General features: G+C 34.4%; 18 protein-coding genes. 9 read left to right on the top strand and 9 right to left on the bottom strand.

Going from position 1 to position 19,566, the window contains the following annotated elements; genetic code table 11:
* Nucleotides 1–113: 113 nt before the first annotated feature.
* From ACM39_RS07255 to ACM39_RS07245, 3 genes are all read right to left on the bottom strand, one after another.
* Complete coding sequence (locus ACM39_RS07255) at nt 114–929, bottom strand: ferritin-like domain-containing protein (RefSeq protein WP_048510378.1); 816 nt, start codon at nt 927–929, stop codon at nt 114–116.
* A 25-nt stretch (nt 930–954) separates the two neighbouring features.
* On the bottom strand, nt 955–1,665 hold the full coding sequence (locus ACM39_RS07250) for a ferritin-like domain-containing protein (protein ID WP_048510698.1): 711 nt from the start codon (nt 1,663–1,665) through the stop codon (nt 955–957).
* 86 nt (nt 1,666–1,751) lie between these two features.
* Nucleotides 1,752–2,321 carry a fasciclin domain-containing protein gene (locus tag ACM39_RS07245; RefSeq protein ID WP_048510377.1) on the bottom strand — a complete coding sequence of 190 codons (570 nt, stop codon included), beginning with the start codon at nt 2,319–2,321 and terminating at the stop codon, nt 1,752–1,754.
* A gap of 278 nt (nt 2,322–2,599) precedes the next feature.
* Between ACM39_RS07245 and ACM39_RS07240 the strand changes: the two genes are divergently transcribed.
* The 3 genes from ACM39_RS07240 to ACM39_RS07230 all read left to right on the top strand — a co-directional run bounded on the left by ACM39_RS07240 (nt 2,600) and on the right by ACM39_RS07230 (nt 5,086).
* Entirely contained in the window at nt 2,600–3,169 is a 570-nt protein-coding gene (locus tag ACM39_RS07240) for an RNA polymerase sigma factor (protein ID WP_228377073.1), read from the top strand.
* 1 nt (nt 3,170) lies between these two features.
* Entirely contained in the window at nt 3,171–3,980 is an 810-nt protein-coding gene (locus ACM39_RS07235; RefSeq protein ID WP_048510376.1) for an anti-sigma factor domain-containing protein, read from the top strand.
* 161 nt (nt 3,981–4,141) lie between these two features.
* Nucleotides 4,142–5,086, top strand: a complete 945-nt coding sequence (locus ACM39_RS07230) for an aldo/keto reductase (protein ID WP_048510375.1) — start codon at nt 4,142–4,144, stop codon at nt 5,084–5,086.
* Nucleotides 5,087–5,154: 68 nt separating this feature from the next.
* Here the strand turns inward: ACM39_RS07230 and ACM39_RS07225 are convergent, their stop codons facing one another.
* Both ACM39_RS07225 and ACM39_RS07220 read right to left on the bottom strand, forming a co-directional pair.
* Nucleotides 5,155–6,999, bottom strand: a complete 1,845-nt coding sequence (locus ACM39_RS07225) for a chloride channel protein (protein ID WP_048510374.1) — start codon at nt 6,997–6,999, stop codon at nt 5,155–5,157.
* A gap of 77 nt (nt 7,000–7,076) precedes the next feature.
* Nucleotides 7,077–8,345, bottom strand: a complete 1,269-nt coding sequence (locus ACM39_RS07220) for an NAD(P)/FAD-dependent oxidoreductase (protein ID WP_048510696.1) — start codon at nt 8,343–8,345, stop codon at nt 7,077–7,079.
* 134 nt (nt 8,346–8,479) lie between these two features.
* Between ACM39_RS07220 and ACM39_RS07215 the strand changes: the two genes are divergently transcribed.
* Together ACM39_RS07215 and ACM39_RS07210 are read left to right on the top strand one after the other, a co-directional pair.
* Nucleotides 8,480–9,469, top strand: a complete 990-nt coding sequence (locus ACM39_RS07215) for an aldo/keto reductase (RefSeq protein WP_048510373.1) — start codon at nt 8,480–8,482, stop codon at nt 9,467–9,469.
* A 166-nt stretch (nt 9,470–9,635) separates the two neighbouring features.
* A complete protein-coding gene (locus tag ACM39_RS07210; RefSeq protein ID WP_131701426.1) occupies nt 9,636–9,986 on the top strand; it encodes a hypothetical protein in 351 nt (116 codons plus the stop codon).
* A gap of 84 nt (nt 9,987–10,070) precedes the next feature.
* Here the strand turns inward: ACM39_RS07210 and ACM39_RS07205 are convergent, their stop codons facing one another.
* Nucleotides 10,071–10,460 (bottom strand): hypothetical protein, encoded by a 390-nt coding sequence (locus tag ACM39_RS07205; RefSeq protein WP_228377072.1) that lies wholly within the window; start codon nt 10,458–10,460, stop codon nt 10,071–10,073.
* A gap of 293 nt (nt 10,461–10,753) precedes the next feature.
* On the opposite strand from ACM39_RS07205, the gene ACM39_RS07200 reads away from it, so the two are divergent.
* Complete coding sequence (locus ACM39_RS07200) at nt 10,754–13,942, top strand: TonB-dependent receptor (RefSeq protein WP_048510371.1); 3,189 nt, start codon at nt 10,754–10,756, stop codon at nt 13,940–13,942.
* Between the two features lie 153 nt (nt 13,943–14,095).
* The gene (locus ACM39_RS07195; RefSeq protein ID WP_048510370.1) at nt 14,096–14,662 is read left to right on the top strand and encodes an OmpH family outer membrane protein; all 567 of its coding nucleotides are present in this window, start codon (nt 14,096–14,098) and stop codon (nt 14,660–14,662) included.
* 146 nt (nt 14,663–14,808) lie between these two features.
* Here the strand turns inward: ACM39_RS07195 and ACM39_RS19025 are convergent, their stop codons facing one another.
* Together ACM39_RS19025 and ACM39_RS07190 are read right to left on the bottom strand one after the other, a co-directional pair.
* Complete coding sequence (locus ACM39_RS19025; protein ID WP_117590730.1) at nt 14,809–14,979, bottom strand: lmo0937 family membrane protein; 171 nt, start codon at nt 14,977–14,979, stop codon at nt 14,809–14,811.
* Nucleotides 14,980–15,102: 123 nt separating this feature from the next.
* Entirely contained in the window at nt 15,103–15,903 is an 801-nt protein-coding gene (locus ACM39_RS07190) for a Cof-type HAD-IIB family hydrolase (RefSeq protein ID WP_048510369.1), read from the bottom strand.
* A 272-nt stretch (nt 15,904–16,175) separates the two neighbouring features.
* Here ACM39_RS07190 and ACM39_RS07185 point away from each other — a divergent pair, with 272 nt between their 5' ends.
* Nucleotides 16,176–16,982, top strand: a complete 807-nt coding sequence (locus ACM39_RS07185) for a helix-turn-helix domain-containing protein (protein ID WP_048510694.1) — start codon at nt 16,176–16,178, stop codon at nt 16,980–16,982.
* A 45-nt stretch (nt 16,983–17,027) separates the two neighbouring features.
* Complete coding sequence (locus tag ACM39_RS07180) at nt 17,028–18,164, top strand: FAD-dependent oxidoreductase (RefSeq protein ID WP_048510368.1); 1,137 nt, start codon at nt 17,028–17,030, stop codon at nt 18,162–18,164.
* A gap of 74 nt (nt 18,165–18,238) precedes the next feature.
* Here the strand turns inward: ACM39_RS07180 and map are convergent, their stop codons facing one another.
* Nucleotides 18,239–19,003: a type I methionyl aminopeptidase gene (gene map / locus ACM39_RS07175; RefSeq protein WP_048510367.1), complete on the bottom strand. Its 765-nt coding sequence runs from the start codon at nt 19,001–19,003 to the stop codon at nt 18,239–18,241.
* Nucleotides 19,004–19,566: the final 563 nt, after the last annotated feature.

The following is a 19,566-nucleotide window of genomic DNA, read 5'->3' as shown; positions in this document are numbered from 1 at the left end:
CTTAAGAGTTAGTCTTTTATTGTTATGTATAAAGGATCAGTTTTTTATCTAAACGAAAATCCTTTTCCAAGTGAATCTGGAAAAGGATCAACACCTAATATTAAGAAATTATATCAAACAATAAACAAAGAAGCAATTGTCTGAGCATCATTCCCACTTAAAATTTCATCATAAGCTGCAGAACCGGCCGCTGCACCAAAGGTAGTTGCAGTATTAAATCCTGCCTGATTGGTATTATCTTCACCTGCATAGACAGGATTTGTTGCGGGTGGCATATTTCCGCCGTTTGCCAATTCTATCCATCCTTTATTTGCTCTCATCCTTCTGACTTGAGAAGCATGTCTGGCTTCTACAGAGTGAATCTGAAGAGCCGCCTGTAACACCGCTTTATTTGACATTACATTTCCAGCCTGTCCTTTATAGGCTCTCACCCCTGTATCTTCAAAAGCCTGTGCGAGAACTAAAAATTGATTATAATCTGTAAATGGCGAGAAATTACCTCCTGCTGAAAAATCAAAAGTAGGTTTTGCTCCCGGTGTGACCCCTAGAGAAGTCAATGTACTTTTTAAAAAGTTGACATGAGCAGATTCATGTTTTGCGATTTGCATGAAAACAACTCTGTCTGCACTCGGAATCAAAGCTCCTGCAGCAAGTCCCATCGAGTAGTATTCGTTTTCCAGATATTCCAGAATTAAAGCAAGTTGTAAAGCATCAGTTAAAGTACTTTTGAATACATTTCCTGAAACAGAAGACCTCGGAGTTTCTGCTTTTGCAGGAGCTGATATCAACACTCCCAGTCCCAGAGGAACAGAAGCAACTGCTGCTTTTTTACCAAATTCCGTAATATTTGTAAGGGTTTCTAATCTTGTAGCTTCCGTAGTGAAAAATTTATCATTAGAAAGTTTATCCAGTAATTTTAGAATGTTCATAATAGTAGATTTTGAAGTTGAATAATTAAATAATTCCTTGCTCTTTCCATGTAAAAGGAGTTTTTATAAATCCTCCCGCTGCCATTACAATGTCTTTAGGCTCTTTGGCAAGATCTAACCCGTTAGCATCAATCACATCATCTCCTGAAAAAGCAGCCGTTCCGGGATTAATAGCATTTCTGATCGCTGAAGCATGTCTTGCTTCCACAGATACTATTTTCCCTGCAATAACAAGATAATCCGGATTGGCAATATACTTCCCGGCTCCGTTATAAGCAGCAACTCCCGTATCCTCCAAAGCTTTCGCAGTGGCTAGTACAGAGTTCCTGTCATTGAAATTCACATTAGAATATTGAAATTCCAGCGTTGGTAAAACATTAGACGTCACACCGCCTATTGCAGCTTTGAAAAAATCTCTATGAATCACCTCATGATGGTAAAGATCTGTAAACAGCTCTTTCTCCACACTGGAAATTCCTGAATAAAAATTATTAACAACTTTGGTATAAAAATCTGCTTCCAACTGTTCTAAAGCATAGGCATAATTTAAAATTCCCACATCTCCGGAACCTAAATCAAAAATTTTAGAATTTGAAAAGTCAAAATCGTCATTATCATCACAACCGATAAGGGTAAGTCCAGCCATTGCAAGGCCGATACCTCCCAGTTTTAAAAAGTTTCGTCTCCCTGTATCAAGGGTAGCTCCCTGACTAGAAACATGAATAGTTTTTTTCATAATATTATTTTTAAGTATTTGATATTTTGAACAATAAATAGAAAAAAACAGCATACTAAGTATGCTGTTTACAACTAATAAACCATTTACGGCATCAATACCGTATCAATAACATGAATAACACCATTTGACTGATTCACATCAGCTATTGTAATTTTAGCATCGTTTCCTTTGGCGTCTCTTACGTATAGATCTTTTCCTTTTGTCCAGAAAGTAAGTTCTTCACCTTCAACTGTTTTCATCATACTTTTCCCTTTTCCGGTTTTTACTGCAGCCCAAATTTCTTTAGCATTAAATTTTCCCGGAAGAACGTGATATGTTAAAATTTTTGTCAGTGTTGCCTTATTTTCCGGTTTTACTAAACTCTCCACAGTACCTTTTGGTAATTTTGCAAATGCCGCATCTGTAGGAGCTAATACTGTAAAAGGGCCATTTCCCTGTAAAGTTTCGACCAAACCCGCTGCTTTTACTGCCGCAACCAGTGTTTTATGGTCCTTGGAGTTTACAGCGTTTTCAATTATGTTTTTAGAAGGGTACATTGCTGCGCCACCTACCATTACTGTATTTTCTTTCATCATTTGTGCGGTTGCCTTTCCACTGAAAGCGAATGATAAAACTATCATTCCTAATACTGTGATTTTTGATCTTGTGTTCATTGTATCATTTTTTAATTAATTTTACTACCTGATTTTTTGTTCTTACTGTCATTTACGAGGGGAGTTTTGTTTTAGATTTAAAAAAAAATATTTAATTTTTAAAACACTCATAATCAGTGATTTATTTTTATTAAAAAGGATAAAATTTATATTAAAAATTAATAAATCGGTAATGCATATTCTTTTATATTAAAAATTTTCAAACATTTTATTAAAATCATTTTACTATTTAAAAAGATATTGGGTTTTTGTTTGTTATTTGTTTTATTTTATTACATTTGAACCGAAAAATATGTACTATTAAAACAAACTATTCGGAAGAGGAACTTATCGTTTTGCTTAAAGAAAAAAACGAATCTGGTTTTCATTATTTGTATGACCATTATTCCGGTGCACTTTATGGTCTTATTCTCCGAATTGTACAGTCTAAAGAATATACTGAAGAAATTATTCAGGATGTTTTCGTTAAAATCTGGAATTCTATCCATCAATATGATGCATCAAAAGGAAGATTTTATACCTGGATGATCAATATTGCAAGAAATACAGCGATAGATTATTTAAAATCAAAAGGGTTCCAAAATGAACTCAAAAACCAACCGCTTCCTGATTTCGTATATAATTCTGCCGAACTTTCAACCACCAATAACTCGTCCGATTTTATTGGATTTAATAATGTACTTAAAGGTTTGGAGGTTGATAAACAAGAACTTATCAACCTAGCATATTATCAGGGATATACCCAAAACGAAATATCCGAAAAACTGAAAATACCGCTGGGAACAGTAAAAACGAAAATGCGGAACGCACTGATGAAATTAAAGGATTTGCTAAAAGATTATCAATAAATTGAACACTAAAGAATACATATCATCCGGAATTATAGAATCTTATATTCTAGGTCATGCTTCTCCCGAGGAAGCAGGCATTTTGGAGTGTGTGATGAAGAACAATGCTGAAGTAAAAGCGGCTTTTGAAGAAGCACAAAAAACTTTGGAAGAATTGGCTACAGCACAGGCTGTAACACCTCCAAGCGATTTAAAATCAAAGATTTGGATCAGGATTCAGCAAGACCAGATTGTTGAAGAAATACAGCCTGTCATTTCCACGGATATACCCGCTGCAAAACCTCAGAAAGAAATTAGAATTCAAAGAAATGGCAATTGGAAAACATATGCAATTGCAGCTTCGGTTTTGTTTCTGGTAAGTATTGCCGGAAATCTTTTCTGGATGAACAGCCAATCTAAAACCAGGGAAGAAATTGCTAAATTGCAGACTGAAAAACGATCTCAGGATTTAGCAATGCAGAGAATGAATCAGAAAATGAATATGATTACCAATCCTGAAATGCAGATGATCATACTGAAAGGCGTAGAAAAGCATGCAGATTCTAAAGCAATGGTTTTCTGGAATAAAAAAACAAGAGAAGTATATCTGAACGCAGAAAGTCTTCCTAAAGCGCCTCAGGGAATGCAGTATCAGCTTTGGGCAATTGCAGACGGCAAACCTGTAAGCGCAGGAATGTATACCGAGGAAAAGGACAGCAAAATTGCACTTGCCAATATTCCTAAAGCTCAGGCCTTTGCTATTACTCTTGAAAAGCAAGGCGGAAGTGAAGTTCCTACAATGGAAAATATGTACGTAATGGGAGAGATTTAATATACATTTGTAACTTACAAAATATAAAGGTCAACGTTAAATGTTGACCTTTTTTCATTGAGAAAAAATATCAATGGAATAGAGAGATTAAACAATTAACCGTTTTAATATTTACTATCTTTAGGCTAATCAATAATAATTCTTTAATCTCAATAATTCTTATGGAAAAAAGAAGAATAAAAAACACCGATTTATCTATTGCACCCATTAATTTTGGAGGAAATGTTTTCGGCTGGACACTGGATGAAAAGCAGTCTTTTGATATTTTAGACAAATTTGTAGATGGAGGCTTCAATTTTATCGATACAGCCGACACCTACTCCTGGTGGGTAAATGGAAAAGGCGGTCAATCCGAAGAAATCATCGGAAAATGGATGAAAAACAGAGACAACAGACATGGTCTTGTTATCGCAACAAAAGTGGGCTCTGAAACAAAAGAGCATGGCTTTGACATCAGTAAAAAGCATATTCTAAAATCTGTTGATGAATCCCTACAAAGGCTTCAGACCGATTATATCGATATTTATTATACGCATTTTGATGATAATAAAACACCAATTGAAGAGACTTTATCAGCTTATGATGAAATAATAAAAGCAGGAAAAGTCCGCTATATCGCAGCATCTAATTTATCTCCTGAAAGGTTAAAAGAATCATTCGAAGTTGCAGAAAAGAATAGCTTTCCAAAATACGTTGCACTTCAGCCCCATTATAATTTAATGGAAAGACAGCGTTTTGAGAAGGATTATGCTCCTTTAGTGGAACAGTTTGATTTAAGTGTATTTCCATATTGGTCTTTAGCCGCAGGATTTTTGACAGGAAAATACCGCGATGAATCCGATTTTGCCCAAAGCCAAAGAGGAGAAGGGGTTAGAAAATATTTAAATCCTAAAGGATTGGAAGTTTTAAAGGCATTAGATGAAATCAGCAAAAAGTATAATACAAAACAGGCGACAATAGCATTAGCATGGTTATTGGCAAATCCTTTAATTACGGCACCGATTGTAAGCGCAACAAGTGAATCTCAGCTTGAAACATTATTTTTAGCACCAAAAATTGAATTAAGTTCTTCCGATATCGAGCTTTTAAATGAAGCCAGCAAATAATTTTAATTAAATTTTAAGATAAAAGAGCCGTTCAACAGTTATTTTTGAACGGCTTTTATTTTTTAGTTTCAATCAGAATATTCTTTAAGTAATTGCCTGTAACTCATTAATATTGTTGATTTAGAAATAAATCCTATAAATTCGTTATTATCATTTACAACGGGTAAATTCCATACTCCTGTATCATCGAAAGTCTGTAAGATTTCCAAAGGTTTGTTTTCAGGATGAATTACTGCTGGAGGTGCTTTCATAATTTGAATAATTGTTGTTGAAATTTTTTCATTGGTAAACAAATACGGACGAATATCATCCAATGTTAAAATTCCTCTTAAAATCTTATTTTCATCAATAATTGCAAAAATATTTTTATTCCCGTTTTTTACCAGCTCGAATAATTCTGTAATGGGAGCATTTTCATGAACAGCCTGCGAATATCTGTCAATAAAATCTTCTGTTTTCAATGAAAACAATAAATTTTTATCATGCTCGTTGGTAAATATCTTTCCCTGATCTGCTAACGATTTTAATTCCGGAGAAATAGGAGAGAACCATTTTGCAATGAGATAAGACATAATAGAAACAATCATCAAAGGAATAAATAAATCATAGCCGAAGCTAGACTCCGCAATCAGGAAAATTGCTGTAAGAGGCGCATACATTACTCCGCTCATTGCACCCGCCATTCCCACTAAAACGAGATTGGTAACGGGAACTTCCGTAAAACCAATCTGTTGACAGACTATTGCAAAAAGGTATCCAACCGTTCCGCCGGCAAAAAGTGAGGGCGCAAAATTACCTCCGTTTCCGCCACTGAAAATGGTAAAAGAAGTTGCAAAAGCTTTTAACAGGAGAACAAGAATCAGAAATATAATAATCGTCCAGTCTTTTATCTCAAAATATCTGAAAAAGCTGTTCTCTATAATCTGATGGGTATCTCCATTGGTAAAGGCTTTTACCGTATCATAACCTTCACCGAACAAAGGAGGGAAAAGTACACATAACAAGGAAAGTACAGCCCCTCCAAACATTGCTTTTCTAAGTCGGGACAAGTTAAGCCCTTTCATGAAATGCTCAACTTTTTGAGAAATTATGACAAAATACCTGGCATACAAACCCGTTACAATTCCTAAAATCAGGTAATAAGGGACATTTTTATAATTAAAAGCTTCCCTTGTATAAAATCGGAAAAGTACGTCTTCCTGAAGTAAAATCCTTGACAACAGACTCCCACAAACCGCTGCTACAACCAATGGAATAAAATCTGTAAAAACAACACCCGTCAGCAAAATTTCAAAAGCAAACATGATTCCCGCAATCGGCGCATTAAAAGCAGAAGCAATTCCCGCTGTGGCTCCTGCAGCTAATAAGAGGGTACGCTCTTTATAGCTTAATCGATAGGTTTGGGCATAGTTTGAACCAATAGCCGCACCTGTAACGGCAATCGGACTTTCCAGGCCGGCAGAACCTCCAAGTCCAACAGTGACAGCACTTTGAACAATTTGAGAATACATTTTAACTGAAGAAACGATACTTGAGTTCTGAGCAATTTCGTATAAAATAGCACCAATTCCTTTTCGGTCCTGTCCTTTAAATATGGTCAAAACAATGCTCGCCGTAAGAACAATTCCCAAAAAAGGAAAAATCACATAAAATAAAATCTGGTATTCAAAGTGTACTTTAGTCGTAATAAAATGATGAATATTATGAACCAGAGTTTTCAGGATAACTCCTGCTAAACCTGCCGAACATCCTACAATAATCCCGGAAAGTACAAGAAACTGATTTCGGCTAAGCCTGTTGTTTAGCCAATGAAGAATAAGCTCGTAACTTCGTGCTTTTTCAAGTCCATATTTTTGAAAGTCTCTTTTAAACTTCAGAAAGCTGAGATACTTTCTTTTATTATGAATTTTCACTTATTTGGCAATTTTATTCCATAACCGAGTTGTTACAGTTCCGTAAATTTATGAAATATATCAGTTACCTTCAAGTTTTACGTTTTGCTAGCGTTTCTTTTAGGCATTAAAATAAGCCTGATAGAAGGATTATTAGTAATAAATAATCTGAACCATTCTACCGCAAGGCGAACTTTGTTTCCGAAACTTACCAGCGGTATAATATGAATAAACAGCCAAGTTAACCACGCAAAAAAACCTCTGAATGAGAATTTGGGCAAATCCACGACAGCATTAAATTTAGAAATAATTGCCATACTTCCTTTATCGTCATACGTAAATGGGAGCAAGGCTTTCCCTTCCTCAATCCTTTTAAAATTTTTGGCTAAATGTTTACCATGCTGAATGGCAACTTGTGCCAATTGCGGATGGCCTTTCGGAAATTTTTCATCAGAAAACTGAAGAGAAATATCACCTAATGCATAAATATTTTCAGTCCCATTCACCTTATTGTGGGAATCAACTAAAATTCTTCTTCCTTTTCCAATGCTTTCTCCCGGTAAACCGGGAACTTCACGACCGGTAACACCGGAAGTCCAAATCAAAGTTTCTGTTTCTATGGAATTTCCGTCTGATAACATAACTTTTCCATCAATATAATCCTTTACAGATACATTTAGAATAATTTTTACACCCAGTGATTCAAGTTTTTTATAAGCCGTTTCCTGAGCCATTTTACTCATTGGTGAAAGCAGTGTCGGCAAAGCATCTATTAAATATAAGTTTGAAAGCCTGCTTTTGATTTCAGGATATTCTTTTTCAGCGATAAATTGTCCCATTTCAGCCAGCATTCCCGCAAGCTCTACGCCTGTTGGCCCACCTCCTGCAATGACTACATTCTGTAATTTTTGAGCAGTTTTGATATCTTTATTTCTTGCCGCTTCTTCAAGATTAAGCAACATATAGTTTCGAAGATAAAGGGCTTCTTCTATATTTTTCATTGGAAGAGCACATTGTTGCACATTTTCCATCCCAAAAAAATTTGTCTCGGTTCCTAAAGCAATTACCAGATAATCATAACTTAAATTTCCTGTATCTGTTTCAATTATTTTGTTTTCAGAGTTAACTTTCGTAAGGCTTCCCATATGAAAGTGCACATTTTTATACCCCGAAAACAGCTTTCTGAAAGGATAGCTGATATTTGACGCTTCAATAAAGGAAGTTGCCACCTGATAAATAAGCGGTGGAAAAAAATGATAGTTATTTTTGTCAACCAGCGTAATACGGAATCTACCGTCGTTTTTCAAAGATTTGATAAGATTAATTCCCGCAAATCCTCCGCCTACGATTACGATATGTTTTTTCATAGTATTTGATATTGAAGTGGTATTATTTTTCATTCAAGAATAGCGCCAAAGAAAGTTTAAGATATTTAACCTAAAAACAAAACTCTGCACAATGTTTGTATCCTTTACAACAACCAAAATTTAAATATTATCATATGAAAGCAGACATTTTAACCGAAAAACACCAATTAGGATTAGGTGGAGTAGCTATCGGAACTGCATTTGAAGCCCTTACAGATGGAGAATCTTATGAAGTTTTGCAGAAAGCCTGGGATTTAGGAATCAGATATTATGATACTTCACCTTGGTACGGATTAACGAAAAGCGAGCGAAGATTCGGAAATTTTCTTCATGGCCAAAATAGAGATGAATTTATATTTTCTACAAAAGTCGGTAGATTATTTGTTGAAGTTCCTGAGAATGAAGTTCCGCCTACGATGTGGAAAGCTCCTTTGAATTATGATTTTGAACATAATTATACGGCAGATGCCATCAAAAGATCTATTGAAGAAAGCCTTGAAAGAACCCGTCTAAATCATATCGATATTGTTTATATTCACGATTTGTCGGAAGATCAGGTGGGAGACCGTTATCCTTATTTTCTGAAACAGGCAAGAGAAGGAGCTTTTAAAATTCTTTCAGAATTGAGAAGTCAAGGCGTGATTAAGGCTTGGGGAATGGGCGTCAATAAAATAGAACCCATTCTTGATTGTATTGAATCTGCTGATCCTGATATTTGTCTTTCTGCGACTCAATATTCGATTTTAGAACATGAAGATGCTGTTGACAGGCTTCTTCCCGCCGTAAAAAAAGCTGGTGTGAAACTGGTTTCCGGAGCAGGTTTTAATTCCGGATTTATTGCAGGAAGAGATCGATACAATTATACCAATGTAATCCCGAAAGGAATGAAGGAAAAGCGTGATAAAATCAATGAAATTGCTAAAAAATACAATACAAATATTCTCCATGCGGCACTTCATTTTGTATTGGCTGCAGATGAATTTGCTTCAATAATTCCCGGAGCGAGTAAACCGGACCAGGTTCAGGATAACATTAATGCATTAAATGAAAAAATTCCTGCAGATTTTTGGAAAGAACTCAAATCAGAAGGTTTGATTTACGAAAAAGCACAAGTTCCCGCTTAGTATAAAAATTTATCTATAAATAGTAATACCGGCAAACTTATTTGCCGGTATTTTTTATTTTGATTACAAATAAAAATCTGTATCCATAAAAATACTGTATTCTGTATCTGTGTCTTATCTTTTATACTCAATACATTTGTTTCATCAATAATCAAAGAATATGGAAATGGAATACAAATTACAACAAAAGAGCCACTTTATCGAAGTTTATATCTCTGATATTCCTGAACTCAAGAAAATTTTTCTGGAAACATTCAATCTGGAAACTGTCAATGAAAATTTTGGAATTCCATTTTTATTAATGAAAAAAGGAAATTATGTCACAGCGTTTGCAAGTCTCATTATTGCTGAAAATAAAATTGATTTTATAATTTACGGAAATACTGATGTAACGAAAAAAGATATGGGAATTTTCTTTAAAAATGCTGAAAAATATATCAAACAAAATAATTCAGGTAACTTTCGTGATATCGAAAAATTAAGAAATAGTATTGATAGAATGGTCAATTGGTTATAGCATAACGAAGGATAAGTGATGTGGAAAATGTTGTTACAAAGTGTTGGCATCCTCATGTAAAATGATTAAAACACAATATAAAACTCATTTTTTTGAGTTCTGTTTTTTCAAATCTTCCCAAATTGGTTTATAATCATATGTGGGATAAAATTCTGTATTAAAGGCTTTCCAGGCAGTTTTTTCGACAGATAAATTGAAGTTTCTCAATTCTGAAGCCGGAATTTTTACCGTTACAACCTGTCCGATTCCCATCATTACATACCAGGAAACAACCCGTGCAGAAGCAGGAGGAAAAGTTTCGTAAAATTTATTGGCTTTTAAAATTTCCTGATTTTCGGCGAGGTTTTTATCCTGTTGATGTTTCAGAAATACAGTAATCATTATAGAATCCGATTTCTTTTCCTGAGCTTGTCCAAAAATTCCCAAGAAAATAAAAGAACAGATAAGAAAAGATTTCATGATCTTTATTTTCATAATTAATTGTTTTCAGACCTAAAATTAATGAAGATAATTTAAAATGTATCAATTAATCGGATATATATTATTTAAAATTAATGGTGACATTAGCTGTAAAATCTTCATTTAACCCTTACAAATAGGGGTTTTATTATTTTTAAAATATAGATAAAATCTTATGCAAATAAATTTCTTTAATTTTTTTTTAAGAAAATGTTAAGCATTATGTCATATAATGTTATCTGTATGTTAACGCAAATACACTCCTCCTGAAGATAATTTTGCCATATAATTTTTGAAGTAATAAAAAAATGAAAAAAATAATCTGTACAATAGCATTATTATCTTTCAGTCTTGCTTTCTCGCAGGAAACCAGCTCTAAAATTTTCGGAAGGTTACGTGGTACTACTTCCGAAATGACCGTTAAAGTAACACATGTACCAACAAACAGTACTTTTGAAACCAAAAGTAACAGTAGGGGACAATTTAGTTTAGACAATCTACAACCGGGAGGTCCTTATAAAATTGAAATTACAGAAGGTTCCAATGTTGTATACACCAACAATAATGTACAGCTTTCATTGGGAAGTAACGACCTTCCTGTGGTAGAACTGGGTGGAGACAAAGAAAAAATGATTGATGAAGTAAAACTGACTTCAAAAAGAACAACTAATGCTAAATTTGGAGTAGGAATCAGCCAGGCACAGATTTCAGGGCTTCCAAATATCAACAGAGGCATTCAGGATGTCACAAAACTGGTTCCTCAAAGTGCTAATAATTCTTTTAACGGAACCAACTTCAGATATAACAACGTTACGATTGATGGTTCTATTAATAATGATGCGATTGGATTTAGCCCTTCTTTGGGAGGTCAGACAGGGACCTCAGGAATGCCGGGAAGCAGTACCCGTTCCAACTCCATTAGCTTGGATGCTATTCAGGATGTGCAGGTTTATATTGCTCCGTATGATGTAAAATTAGGAAACTTTTTGGGTGGGAGTATCAATGCGGTAACAAGAAGCGGTAGCAATAATGTAGAAGGCTCTTTATATATGTACGGCCGAAATGCTTCTATTACAGGCCGAAATAGAGTAGGAGACAATTCTAAAATGCCTAATTCCTTCGAAGATTTTATTTACGGCGGGAGAGTAGGGTTACCTGTGGTAAAAGACAAGCTTTTCTTATTTACAAACCTTGAATACACAAAAAGAACTGATCCTGTTTTCTACAATGCAGACGATCCAAACGCTTTAGTAAATGAAAGCGTGGCTCAGCAAATTTCAGATTTCGTAAGAAATAATTACAATTTCAATGTCGGAAGCTTTAACCAATATAATAATTTTTCTGAAAGTGCAAAGCTTTTCAATAAATTAGACTGGAAAATCAACGATAAACATACTTTATCCATTAAAAACAATACTGTATTTTCACAAGCTTCAAACTTAGAAAGAGATGGCGCAAATTTCCGTTTTTCAAACATGGATTTCGTCCAGAAAAATAATGCTTCTACCACAACTTTAGAATTGAAAAGCCGTTTTAATGATAAATGGAATAACAATTTAATCGTAGGATATTCATCAATTCACGATTACAGAGATCCAACTTCCGAAAACCCGATGTTCCCACAAGTGGAAATTGCTTACAACGGGGGAACCATTTTACTTGGAAACGATAGGGAAGCCACTGTTTTTAACATGAAACAGAAAACTTTCGAAATTACAGATAATTTAACGTATAAAACAGGTCATCATACCTTTTTATTAGGAACTCACAACGAATTGTACAATATCGATTATGGTTTTGTAAATGCGTTAAACGGACGAATTTCTTATAAAAGCTTAAATGATTTTTATAATGCAAATCCCGCGAGAATAAGAGGAACTTATTCTTTAGCCGGAGATGACAGGCAATCACTTTTTGATAATCCTTACGCTCATTATAAGGTTAATTTATTGTCTCTATACTTCCAGGATGAAATTAATTTAGGAAGATTAAGACTGACTCCGGGAATAAGAGTAGACTATACCGACTTACCAAACAAACCTCTTTTGAGTCAACAGGTTACCAATTCGCCGACTGACCCAAATTTAGGAAATACATATAGCTATACCCCTTTAAACCAACTTACAAACAATTATCTGAATAAACCTACGATCTCTCCAAGATTAGGATTTACAGCTGACCTTACAGAAGACAGATCGGTTGTGATGAGAGGTGGCTCAGGTATTTTTGTAGGAAGAATTCCTTTTGCCTGGCTGGGCTATGCTTATTATAATGACGGAATAGGCTTTGGAAGTTATGATTATAATGCGCCTACAGCAGCTCAATTAGCAGCAAACGGAGATCCTTTGGTAAGCGCAAATTTCCCGAAATGGCAAAATTCTTCAAAAGTACAGGTAGATTTAATTGATAATAATTTTAAAATGCCTAGAGTATGGAGAAGTTCATTAGCCTTTGATTATACATTTTCAGGATATAAACTTACGCTGGAAGGAATTTACACGAAAGTTCTTTATGACTTAAAATTCCAGCAGGTAAACAAAACTGATGATGTGACGTATTTCAGCTATGATACCAACCACGAAATGCCGATTTACACAACCAATATCAACAATAACTTCTCGAATGCCTATATGCTTTCCAACACAAAAGAAGGATACAGATATAATTTGACGGCACAGCTTGCAAAATCTTATAATTTTGGTTTAAATTTCTTCGTTGCCTATACTTACGGTGATGCAAAAGATATAACAAACGGTATTAGAAACTCGATGGAAAGTAACTGGCAAATGAACCAGTCTCTAACGCCAAATGATCCTCAATTGGCAACTTCCAACTTTGCTATCAAAAATAGAATTGTTGCGAATCTTGGATATTCCTTAAATCTTTCACCGTCAAACAGATTATCTGCAAACGTTTACTTTAATGCCCAATCAGGAAATCCTTTTTCCTGGGGGTTTGTAAACAGTACTATTGCAAATACAGGTCAGGCTGCAGGTCTTGCCTATATCTTTAAAGATGCAACCGAAGCGGCAAAATATATGGCACCGATAAAAGATGCTTCGGGAAATATTTTGGTAACCGCTGCTCAACAGGTTGCAGATTATGAAAAATTCATTAGCGGTAATGAATATCTGAACAGCAGAAGAGGAAAATTTACAGAAAGAAACGGGGACTTTACCCCTTGGAATATTCAGGCTGATTTCAGAATTATGGATGAAATAAGACTAAGCGAAAAATCTAAAAACAATATTCAAATTTCATTAAGTATTATTAATCTTACCAATTTATTAAACAAAAATTGGGGCAAAGTATATTTTGTACCCAATACATTTAATTCAACAGCAAGTGTTGGTTTAACAAAAGTTGGAAATATTGCGACAGGGCAGCCATCTGCAGGAGATCCTACGTATAACTTTACAACACCTACATCACCGTACACTATTGATCAGTTTGCATCAAGATTTCAGGCGCAGCTGGGAATCCGCTACAATTTTTAATATTTCTTTATTTATTACTTACTATAGATTCTTTCAAGAAGAAGTCCGATTTTCTTTCGGGCTTCTTTTATGTACTGGTATCACTAAAAATATAGGGATATTTATTATATTTGTTACCTTTAATTCAAACTAAAAATTTAAAACAATATAGAAATGAAAAAATTAATTACAGTATTTATCGCAGGAGTAGGGTTCTTTTTTACTTCAAACCTTATCAATGCACAGCAAAAAATCGGTCACGTAAATTCTGATGAAGTTTTCGCAAATCTTTCAGAAGCTAAAACAGCCGAATCTAATGTTGAAGCTTTTACTAAAACCAAACAGGCAGAAATAGAAAAACTGATTAATACTTACCAGACAAAATTAAAAGCTGCTCAGGATAAGGAAAAGACTCTAAGCGAAGCCAATAAAGAAACCATAATGAAAGAGCTTACGGCTGCACAAACTGAATTACAAGAGCTCGGTGCATCTATCGAAGCTGCCCGTACAAAAGCAGCTCAGGATATCTCTCAAAAGCAAAACGAATTGTTTACACCCATTCAGAAAAAAGTAGCAAGCATGATTTCTACTGTTGCTAAAGAAAAAGGACTAGCTTATGTGTTTGATATAGCCACTTCGCAGGGAAACAACAATATCGCTTATATGGATGGTGGCGAAGATATCACACCCACTGTAAAATCTAAATTAGGAGCAACATCTGCTCCAGCAAAAACAAAATAAATAATTTTAAAGGCCATTAAAAATAGACTCTGTCATTAAAGTAAGATCCTGTTTTTGTAAAAAATCCCTGACAATTATTGTCAGGGATTTTTTATATTTAAAGTTTTAAATAAAATTGAACAGAGTTCATTACACGTTTTTCAACTTTAATCGAGTGGTTTTCTGCCCGTAATAATATTATAAAGAATTACAATAATGGCAATTACCAATAAAACATGAACTAGGTAACCTGTGCTGATTCCTGGTATGATACCCAACATTCCTAAAAGCCAAACGACAATGCAAATGACTGCGACTAACCATAATATACTTCTCATAACTAAAATTTTTTAATGTGATTTATTTATTAAATACACATATTGTGCCTTTCTGGATATATTATCATAAAACATATACCACAAAATAAATTACGATTAAAATTTTTTAGGTAAATCATTAAACTAAAGAAGTCCAAAATGCCTTAAAGCCCTTTCAATTCCGTGATTATCAACTTCTTCTGTTATAAAATCTGCAATCTCTTTTACATTGTCATTAGCGTTTCCCATTGCCACGCCAATTTTTACAGATTTTAACATCGAAATATCATTCCCTCCGTCTCCAAAAGCCATCGTTTCTGAAATATCAATCCCAAAATACCTGCAAAAGTTTTCGACACCGTTTTGTTTTGTGATTCCACCCGGATTCACATCTGCAAAAAGGGGAGTCCATCGGGAAGCAATAGAATTGGGCATCACTTTTTCCATAAATATTTTCTCATCTTCCGGCCCGAGAAAAATATTAGCCTGAAGGACATTGTCGACATCAATATTATCCTTATCATGCAAAGGCGGAACAGGAAGATTCAGGTGACCATACATTCCGACAACTTCCGGCGTTGCATCGCTCAGCTCGATCTTATCCTCATACATTAATGAAAAGCTTAAAGGGAATTTCCGTGAATAATTAATCAATCCTTTAATATCTGAAGAATCAATTGCTTTTTTAAACATAATATTTCCGTCTGTAGTAATGCAATACCCTCCGTTGAATGTAATAAACCCATCAAATTCCATATGTTTGATATGATCGAGAGAATTTATAGAACGTCCTGTTGCAACAATAACCTTAATACCTTTTTTACGAAGTTTTTTTATTGCTTCCTGTGTTGATTCCGGAATTTTATTTGTTTTAAAACTGATTAAAGTACCGTCTACGTCAAAAAATACCGCTTTTATTACAGGGTTTTGAATATTAGGATTCATATTAAATATGATTGTGAAATAATTAAACTAATACTACAAAAATACGAACAATAATCTTATGATTAATGGTTTAACCTGATATATAATTATTAAATTTAATTAAGATTAATTATTCATTTGAACAAATTTAAAGAACAAATTACATCCTATTCGCTTTCAAAATAATGTAGAAGAGAAAAAAACTTAAGAAAAATTCTTTGTTTTTGGAGGAGGAAAATTAAATCAAAAAGCTAATTATTTAGTAATTTTATTCATTATTAATGAAACTTCAAATGCACAAGGAATTTTATCCGCCAGAAGAACTCCAGGATACTATAAAATGTTTCTGGTACAACAATAATGATTTTGGAGAAACGGAGACGAGTTTTGAGGTAATTCCTGACGGATACGCAGAAATAATTTTCCATTTCGGAAGCGGATGCCGTATTTCTCTCAATGGAAAGCTGCAAAATCTACCTTCACCATTTTTAGTCGGGCTACTCAACCAACCTATACATTTTCACACAAAAAACCGTTTGGAAATAATTGCTATAAGATGTTTTCCTTGGACGGTTTTTGATTTGCTCGGCTTAGCTTCCAACAAAAATGGGGTTCATATTTTTGAACATCCTATTGCCAAACTTCATTCTGCATTACAAAGCTTTATTGATAAGAATAAGATAGAAGAAGCTGTAAACCTGGTAAAAGAATATTTTCTAAATACTCAGGTTTCTACCGATAGTTTGCTTTATAAAGCAGGAATTGCGATGAGAAAAGCCAATGGAGCTATCCCGGTAAATCAAATTGCAAATGCAGCTCATGCAACCGTACGTACGCTGGAAAGAAAATTCAAACAATCTTCCGGTCATACTATGAAAGACGTCTCCGGATTGATGCGTTTTGAGCAGGTGCGAAATAAATTATGGTTAAAACCAGGTTCTAATCTCGCAGAATTAGCTATTGAATCAGGCTATACCGATCAGGCCCATTTAAGCAGAGAATTCAGGCGTTACAGCGGAACTACACCTTCAAAATTTGCCCGAAAAGCAAAAAAAGAGCAGATTCCGGATTATGATTTTGTCGCATTTATACAATCCTGACACCATTATATTTCAGAATTTTGTCATGAAATTAACAGATAAAAAATGCACAATTTACTGAATGATAAAAAGGTAGCCATCATAGGAGCAGGACCAGTTGGGTTGACAATGGCAAAATTATTACAACAAAATGGAGTAGAGGTAAGTGTTTATGAAAGAGACAAAGACTCAAAAACCAGAATTTGGGGTGGTACGCTCGATTTGCATGCAGGTTCCGGGCAGGAAGCTCTGAAAAAAGCAGGGTTACTGGAAAAATATTATGAAAATGCCTTACCTATGGGAGTTAATATCGCTGACGAACATGCTAAAATATTATCTACAACAGAAATTACTCCTGAAAATCAATTTGATAACCCGGAAATCAACCGGAATGATTTAAGGAATTTACTTCTTGACAGTTTAAAAACAGGAACTGTTATCTGGGACGGAAAATTGACCAATCTTGAAGAAAGTAACGGAAAATGGTTATTGCAATTTGATAATATACCTGATGAAACGGCGGATTTTGTCATCATAGCAAACGGCGGAATGTCAAAAGCAAGATATTATGTTAACGAAACCGAAGTTGAAGATACCGGAACTTTTATTATTCAGGGTGATATACCTAAGCCGGAAGTAAACTGTCCTGAATTTTATCATCTATGCGGTGGCAAAAGGCTGATGGCAGCTTACAAAGGAAATTTACTGGTTGCCAACCCGTATAACAGTGGAGCGTTAACGTATGGAATTATTTTTAAGAAACCTGAAGAATGGAGTCATGAAAATCAATTAAATTTCCAAAACCCGGATGAAATTATAAAATTCTTTTTAAACCGATTTTCAGATTGGGCCGAAGTTTATAAAGAATTATTCCGCGAAACCAAATTTTTTGTCGGATTGCCTACGAGAAAACTGCCCTTAAACAAACCTTGGAAAACCGACCGCCCTTTGCCAATCACATTGATTGGTGATTCTGCACATTTAATGCCTCCGTTTGCAGGTCAGGGTGTGAATACAGGGCTTGTGGATACGCTAACTTTATCTGAAAACTTATTCAATGGAAAATTTGAAACAATAGAAGCTGCCATTAATGATTATGAACAAAAAATGTTTGTTTATGCTTCTGAAGCACAATCGGCATCAAGCGAAAACGAAATAGAAATGCAGGATCCTGATTTCTCTTTTATGAAATTTATTCACTAAAATTTCTTTTTCCTATTTTAAATAAACCTTTCCATGTAAATAGGAAGGTTTATTTATAAATTTTTGTAGATATTTTAATTCAAAATATCATTCATTTGGGTTAAAATTATTGGCTTTCCATCTGTCACTACAATTGTATGCTCATGCTGAGCCATATATCCGCCTTTATTACCCACCATCGTCCAGCCATCATTCAATTCTACTGCAAGATTTGAATGTGTTGAAATAAATGTTTCAATTGCTACAACAGAATTTTTTTTAAACCGTCTGGAATCATAACGATTTCTATAATTCATTAATTCATCCGGTTCTTCATGCAAACTTCTTCCAACGCCATGCCCCCCGAGATTTTTAATCACTTTAAAACCTCTTTTTTTCGCTTCAGTTTCCATAAGAAATCCTATATCAGCTATTCTTGTCCCTCCTTTAATATTATTAATTGCTTTTTCTAAAATATCTTTAGAAGCATTCACCAGTTTCTGATGTTGGTTAATATCTTTTCCGATGATAAATGACCCTCCATTATCTGCCCAATATCCGTTGAGCTCAGCCGAAACATCAATATTAATTAAATCTCCCTCTTTTAAAACTCTTTTATCTGTCGGAATACCATGACAAAATTCATTATCTACGCTGATGCAGGTCCAGCCTGGAAATCCGTAAGTCAGATAAGGTGCTGATTTTGCCCCAAAATGGGAGAGTATTTTGGCTCCATACTCATCAACATCCTTTGTAGTCATACCTGCTTCAGCATAATTAATCATTTCTTTCAGAGTATATGCAACAGCTTCACTCACTTTTTGCATCCCAATTAATTCTTGTTCATTTGTTATTGACATATTATTATTCTTTCATGTAATTGTAATATACAAAGTTAGGAAATTTAAATCTCGTTTTAAATTTGATTTATTAATCTACTCACTTTATTAAGGCAAGATTTAGATGTTGTGGAGAAGTGCAGTTGAGCTACAGTTTATTTTTGTTATAGATTGGTTTAGGAATAGTATTTGAAAGTTTGAAAATATTACAATTTAACATAATATAAATTATAGGACAAATTATAGCTACAATTCTTATTTATGTGTAAATGCAGAAAAAGCTGATTTTTCATCACACTTCTAGATATTTGTCAATAAATTCACGATTGTTTTGCATATTTAAAAAATATTTTTATATTTGAAATAAGCATATTTTCCATATTTGGTTCTGTTTAAAGTTCAAATTAAAATATGCTTAAATAAACACAAAAACAACGAAAAAAAATTATGGAAACCCCCGACCTTGATGCCGCTTTCGGCACGTCCAAACCTTTTGAATACTGGCTGAACGACCCCACCAATCCCATCGTATACTGCCTGCTCCAGCTCGACGGAAAGGATTTCCTCGCCAAAAACGGATATAC

The organism is Chryseobacterium sp. FH2, assembly GCF_001045455.1.
GTDB lineage: Bacteria > Bacteroidota > Bacteroidia > Flavobacteriales > Weeksellaceae > Chryseobacterium.
Note: the sequence above shows the minus strand (reverse complement) of the source record. Positions and strands in the feature narration are given on the sequence as shown.

Coding starts and splice junctions, on each gene's coding strand:
- ACM39_RS07255 (WP_048510378.1), bottom strand. CDS start 929: ATGAACATTCTAAAATTACTGGATAAACTTTCTAATGATAAATTTTTC.
- ACM39_RS07250 (WP_048510698.1), bottom strand. CDS start 1,665: ATGAAAAAAACTATTCATGTTTCTAGTCAGGGAGCTACCCTTGATACA.
- ACM39_RS07245 (WP_048510377.1), bottom strand. CDS start 2,321: ATGAACACAAGATCAAAAATCACAGTATTAGGAATGATAGTTTTATCA.
- ACM39_RS07230 (WP_048510375.1), top strand. CDS start 4,142: ATGGAAAAAAGAAGAATAAAAAACACCGATTTATCTATTGCACCCATT.
- ACM39_RS07220 (WP_048510696.1), bottom strand. CDS start 8,345: ATGAAAAAACATATCGTAATCGTAGGCGGAGGATTTGCGGGAATTAAT.
- ACM39_RS07215 (WP_048510373.1), top strand. CDS start 8,480: ATGAAAGCAGACATTTTAACCGAAAAACACCAATTAGGATTAGGTGGA.
- ACM39_RS07210 (WP_131701426.1), top strand. CDS start 9,636: ATGGAATACAAATTACAACAAAAGAGCCACTTTATCGAAGTTTATATC.
- ACM39_RS07205 (WP_228377072.1), bottom strand. CDS start 10,460: ATGAAAATAAAGATCATGAAATCTTTTCTTATCTGTTCTTTTATTTTC.
- ACM39_RS07200 (WP_048510371.1), top strand. CDS start 10,754: ATGAAAAAAATAATCTGTACAATAGCATTATTATCTTTCAGTCTTGCT.
- ACM39_RS07195 (WP_048510370.1), top strand. CDS start 14,096: ATGAAAAAATTAATTACAGTATTTATCGCAGGAGTAGGGTTCTTTTTT.
- ACM39_RS19025 (WP_117590730.1), bottom strand. CDS start 14,979: ATGAGAAGTATATTATGGTTAGTCGCAGTCATTTGCATTGTCGTTTGG.
- ACM39_RS07190 (WP_048510369.1), bottom strand. CDS start 15,903: ATGAATCCTAATATTCAAAACCCTGTAATAAAAGCGGTATTTTTTGAC.
- ACM39_RS07185 (WP_048510694.1), top strand. CDS start 16,176: ATGCACAAGGAATTTTATCCGCCAGAAGAACTCCAGGATACTATAAAA.
- ACM39_RS07180 (WP_048510368.1), top strand. CDS start 17,028: ATGCACAATTTACTGAATGATAAAAAGGTAGCCATCATAGGAGCAGGA.
- map (WP_048510367.1), bottom strand. CDS start 19,003: ATGTCAATAACAAATGAACAAGAATTAATTGGGATGCAAAAAGTGAGT.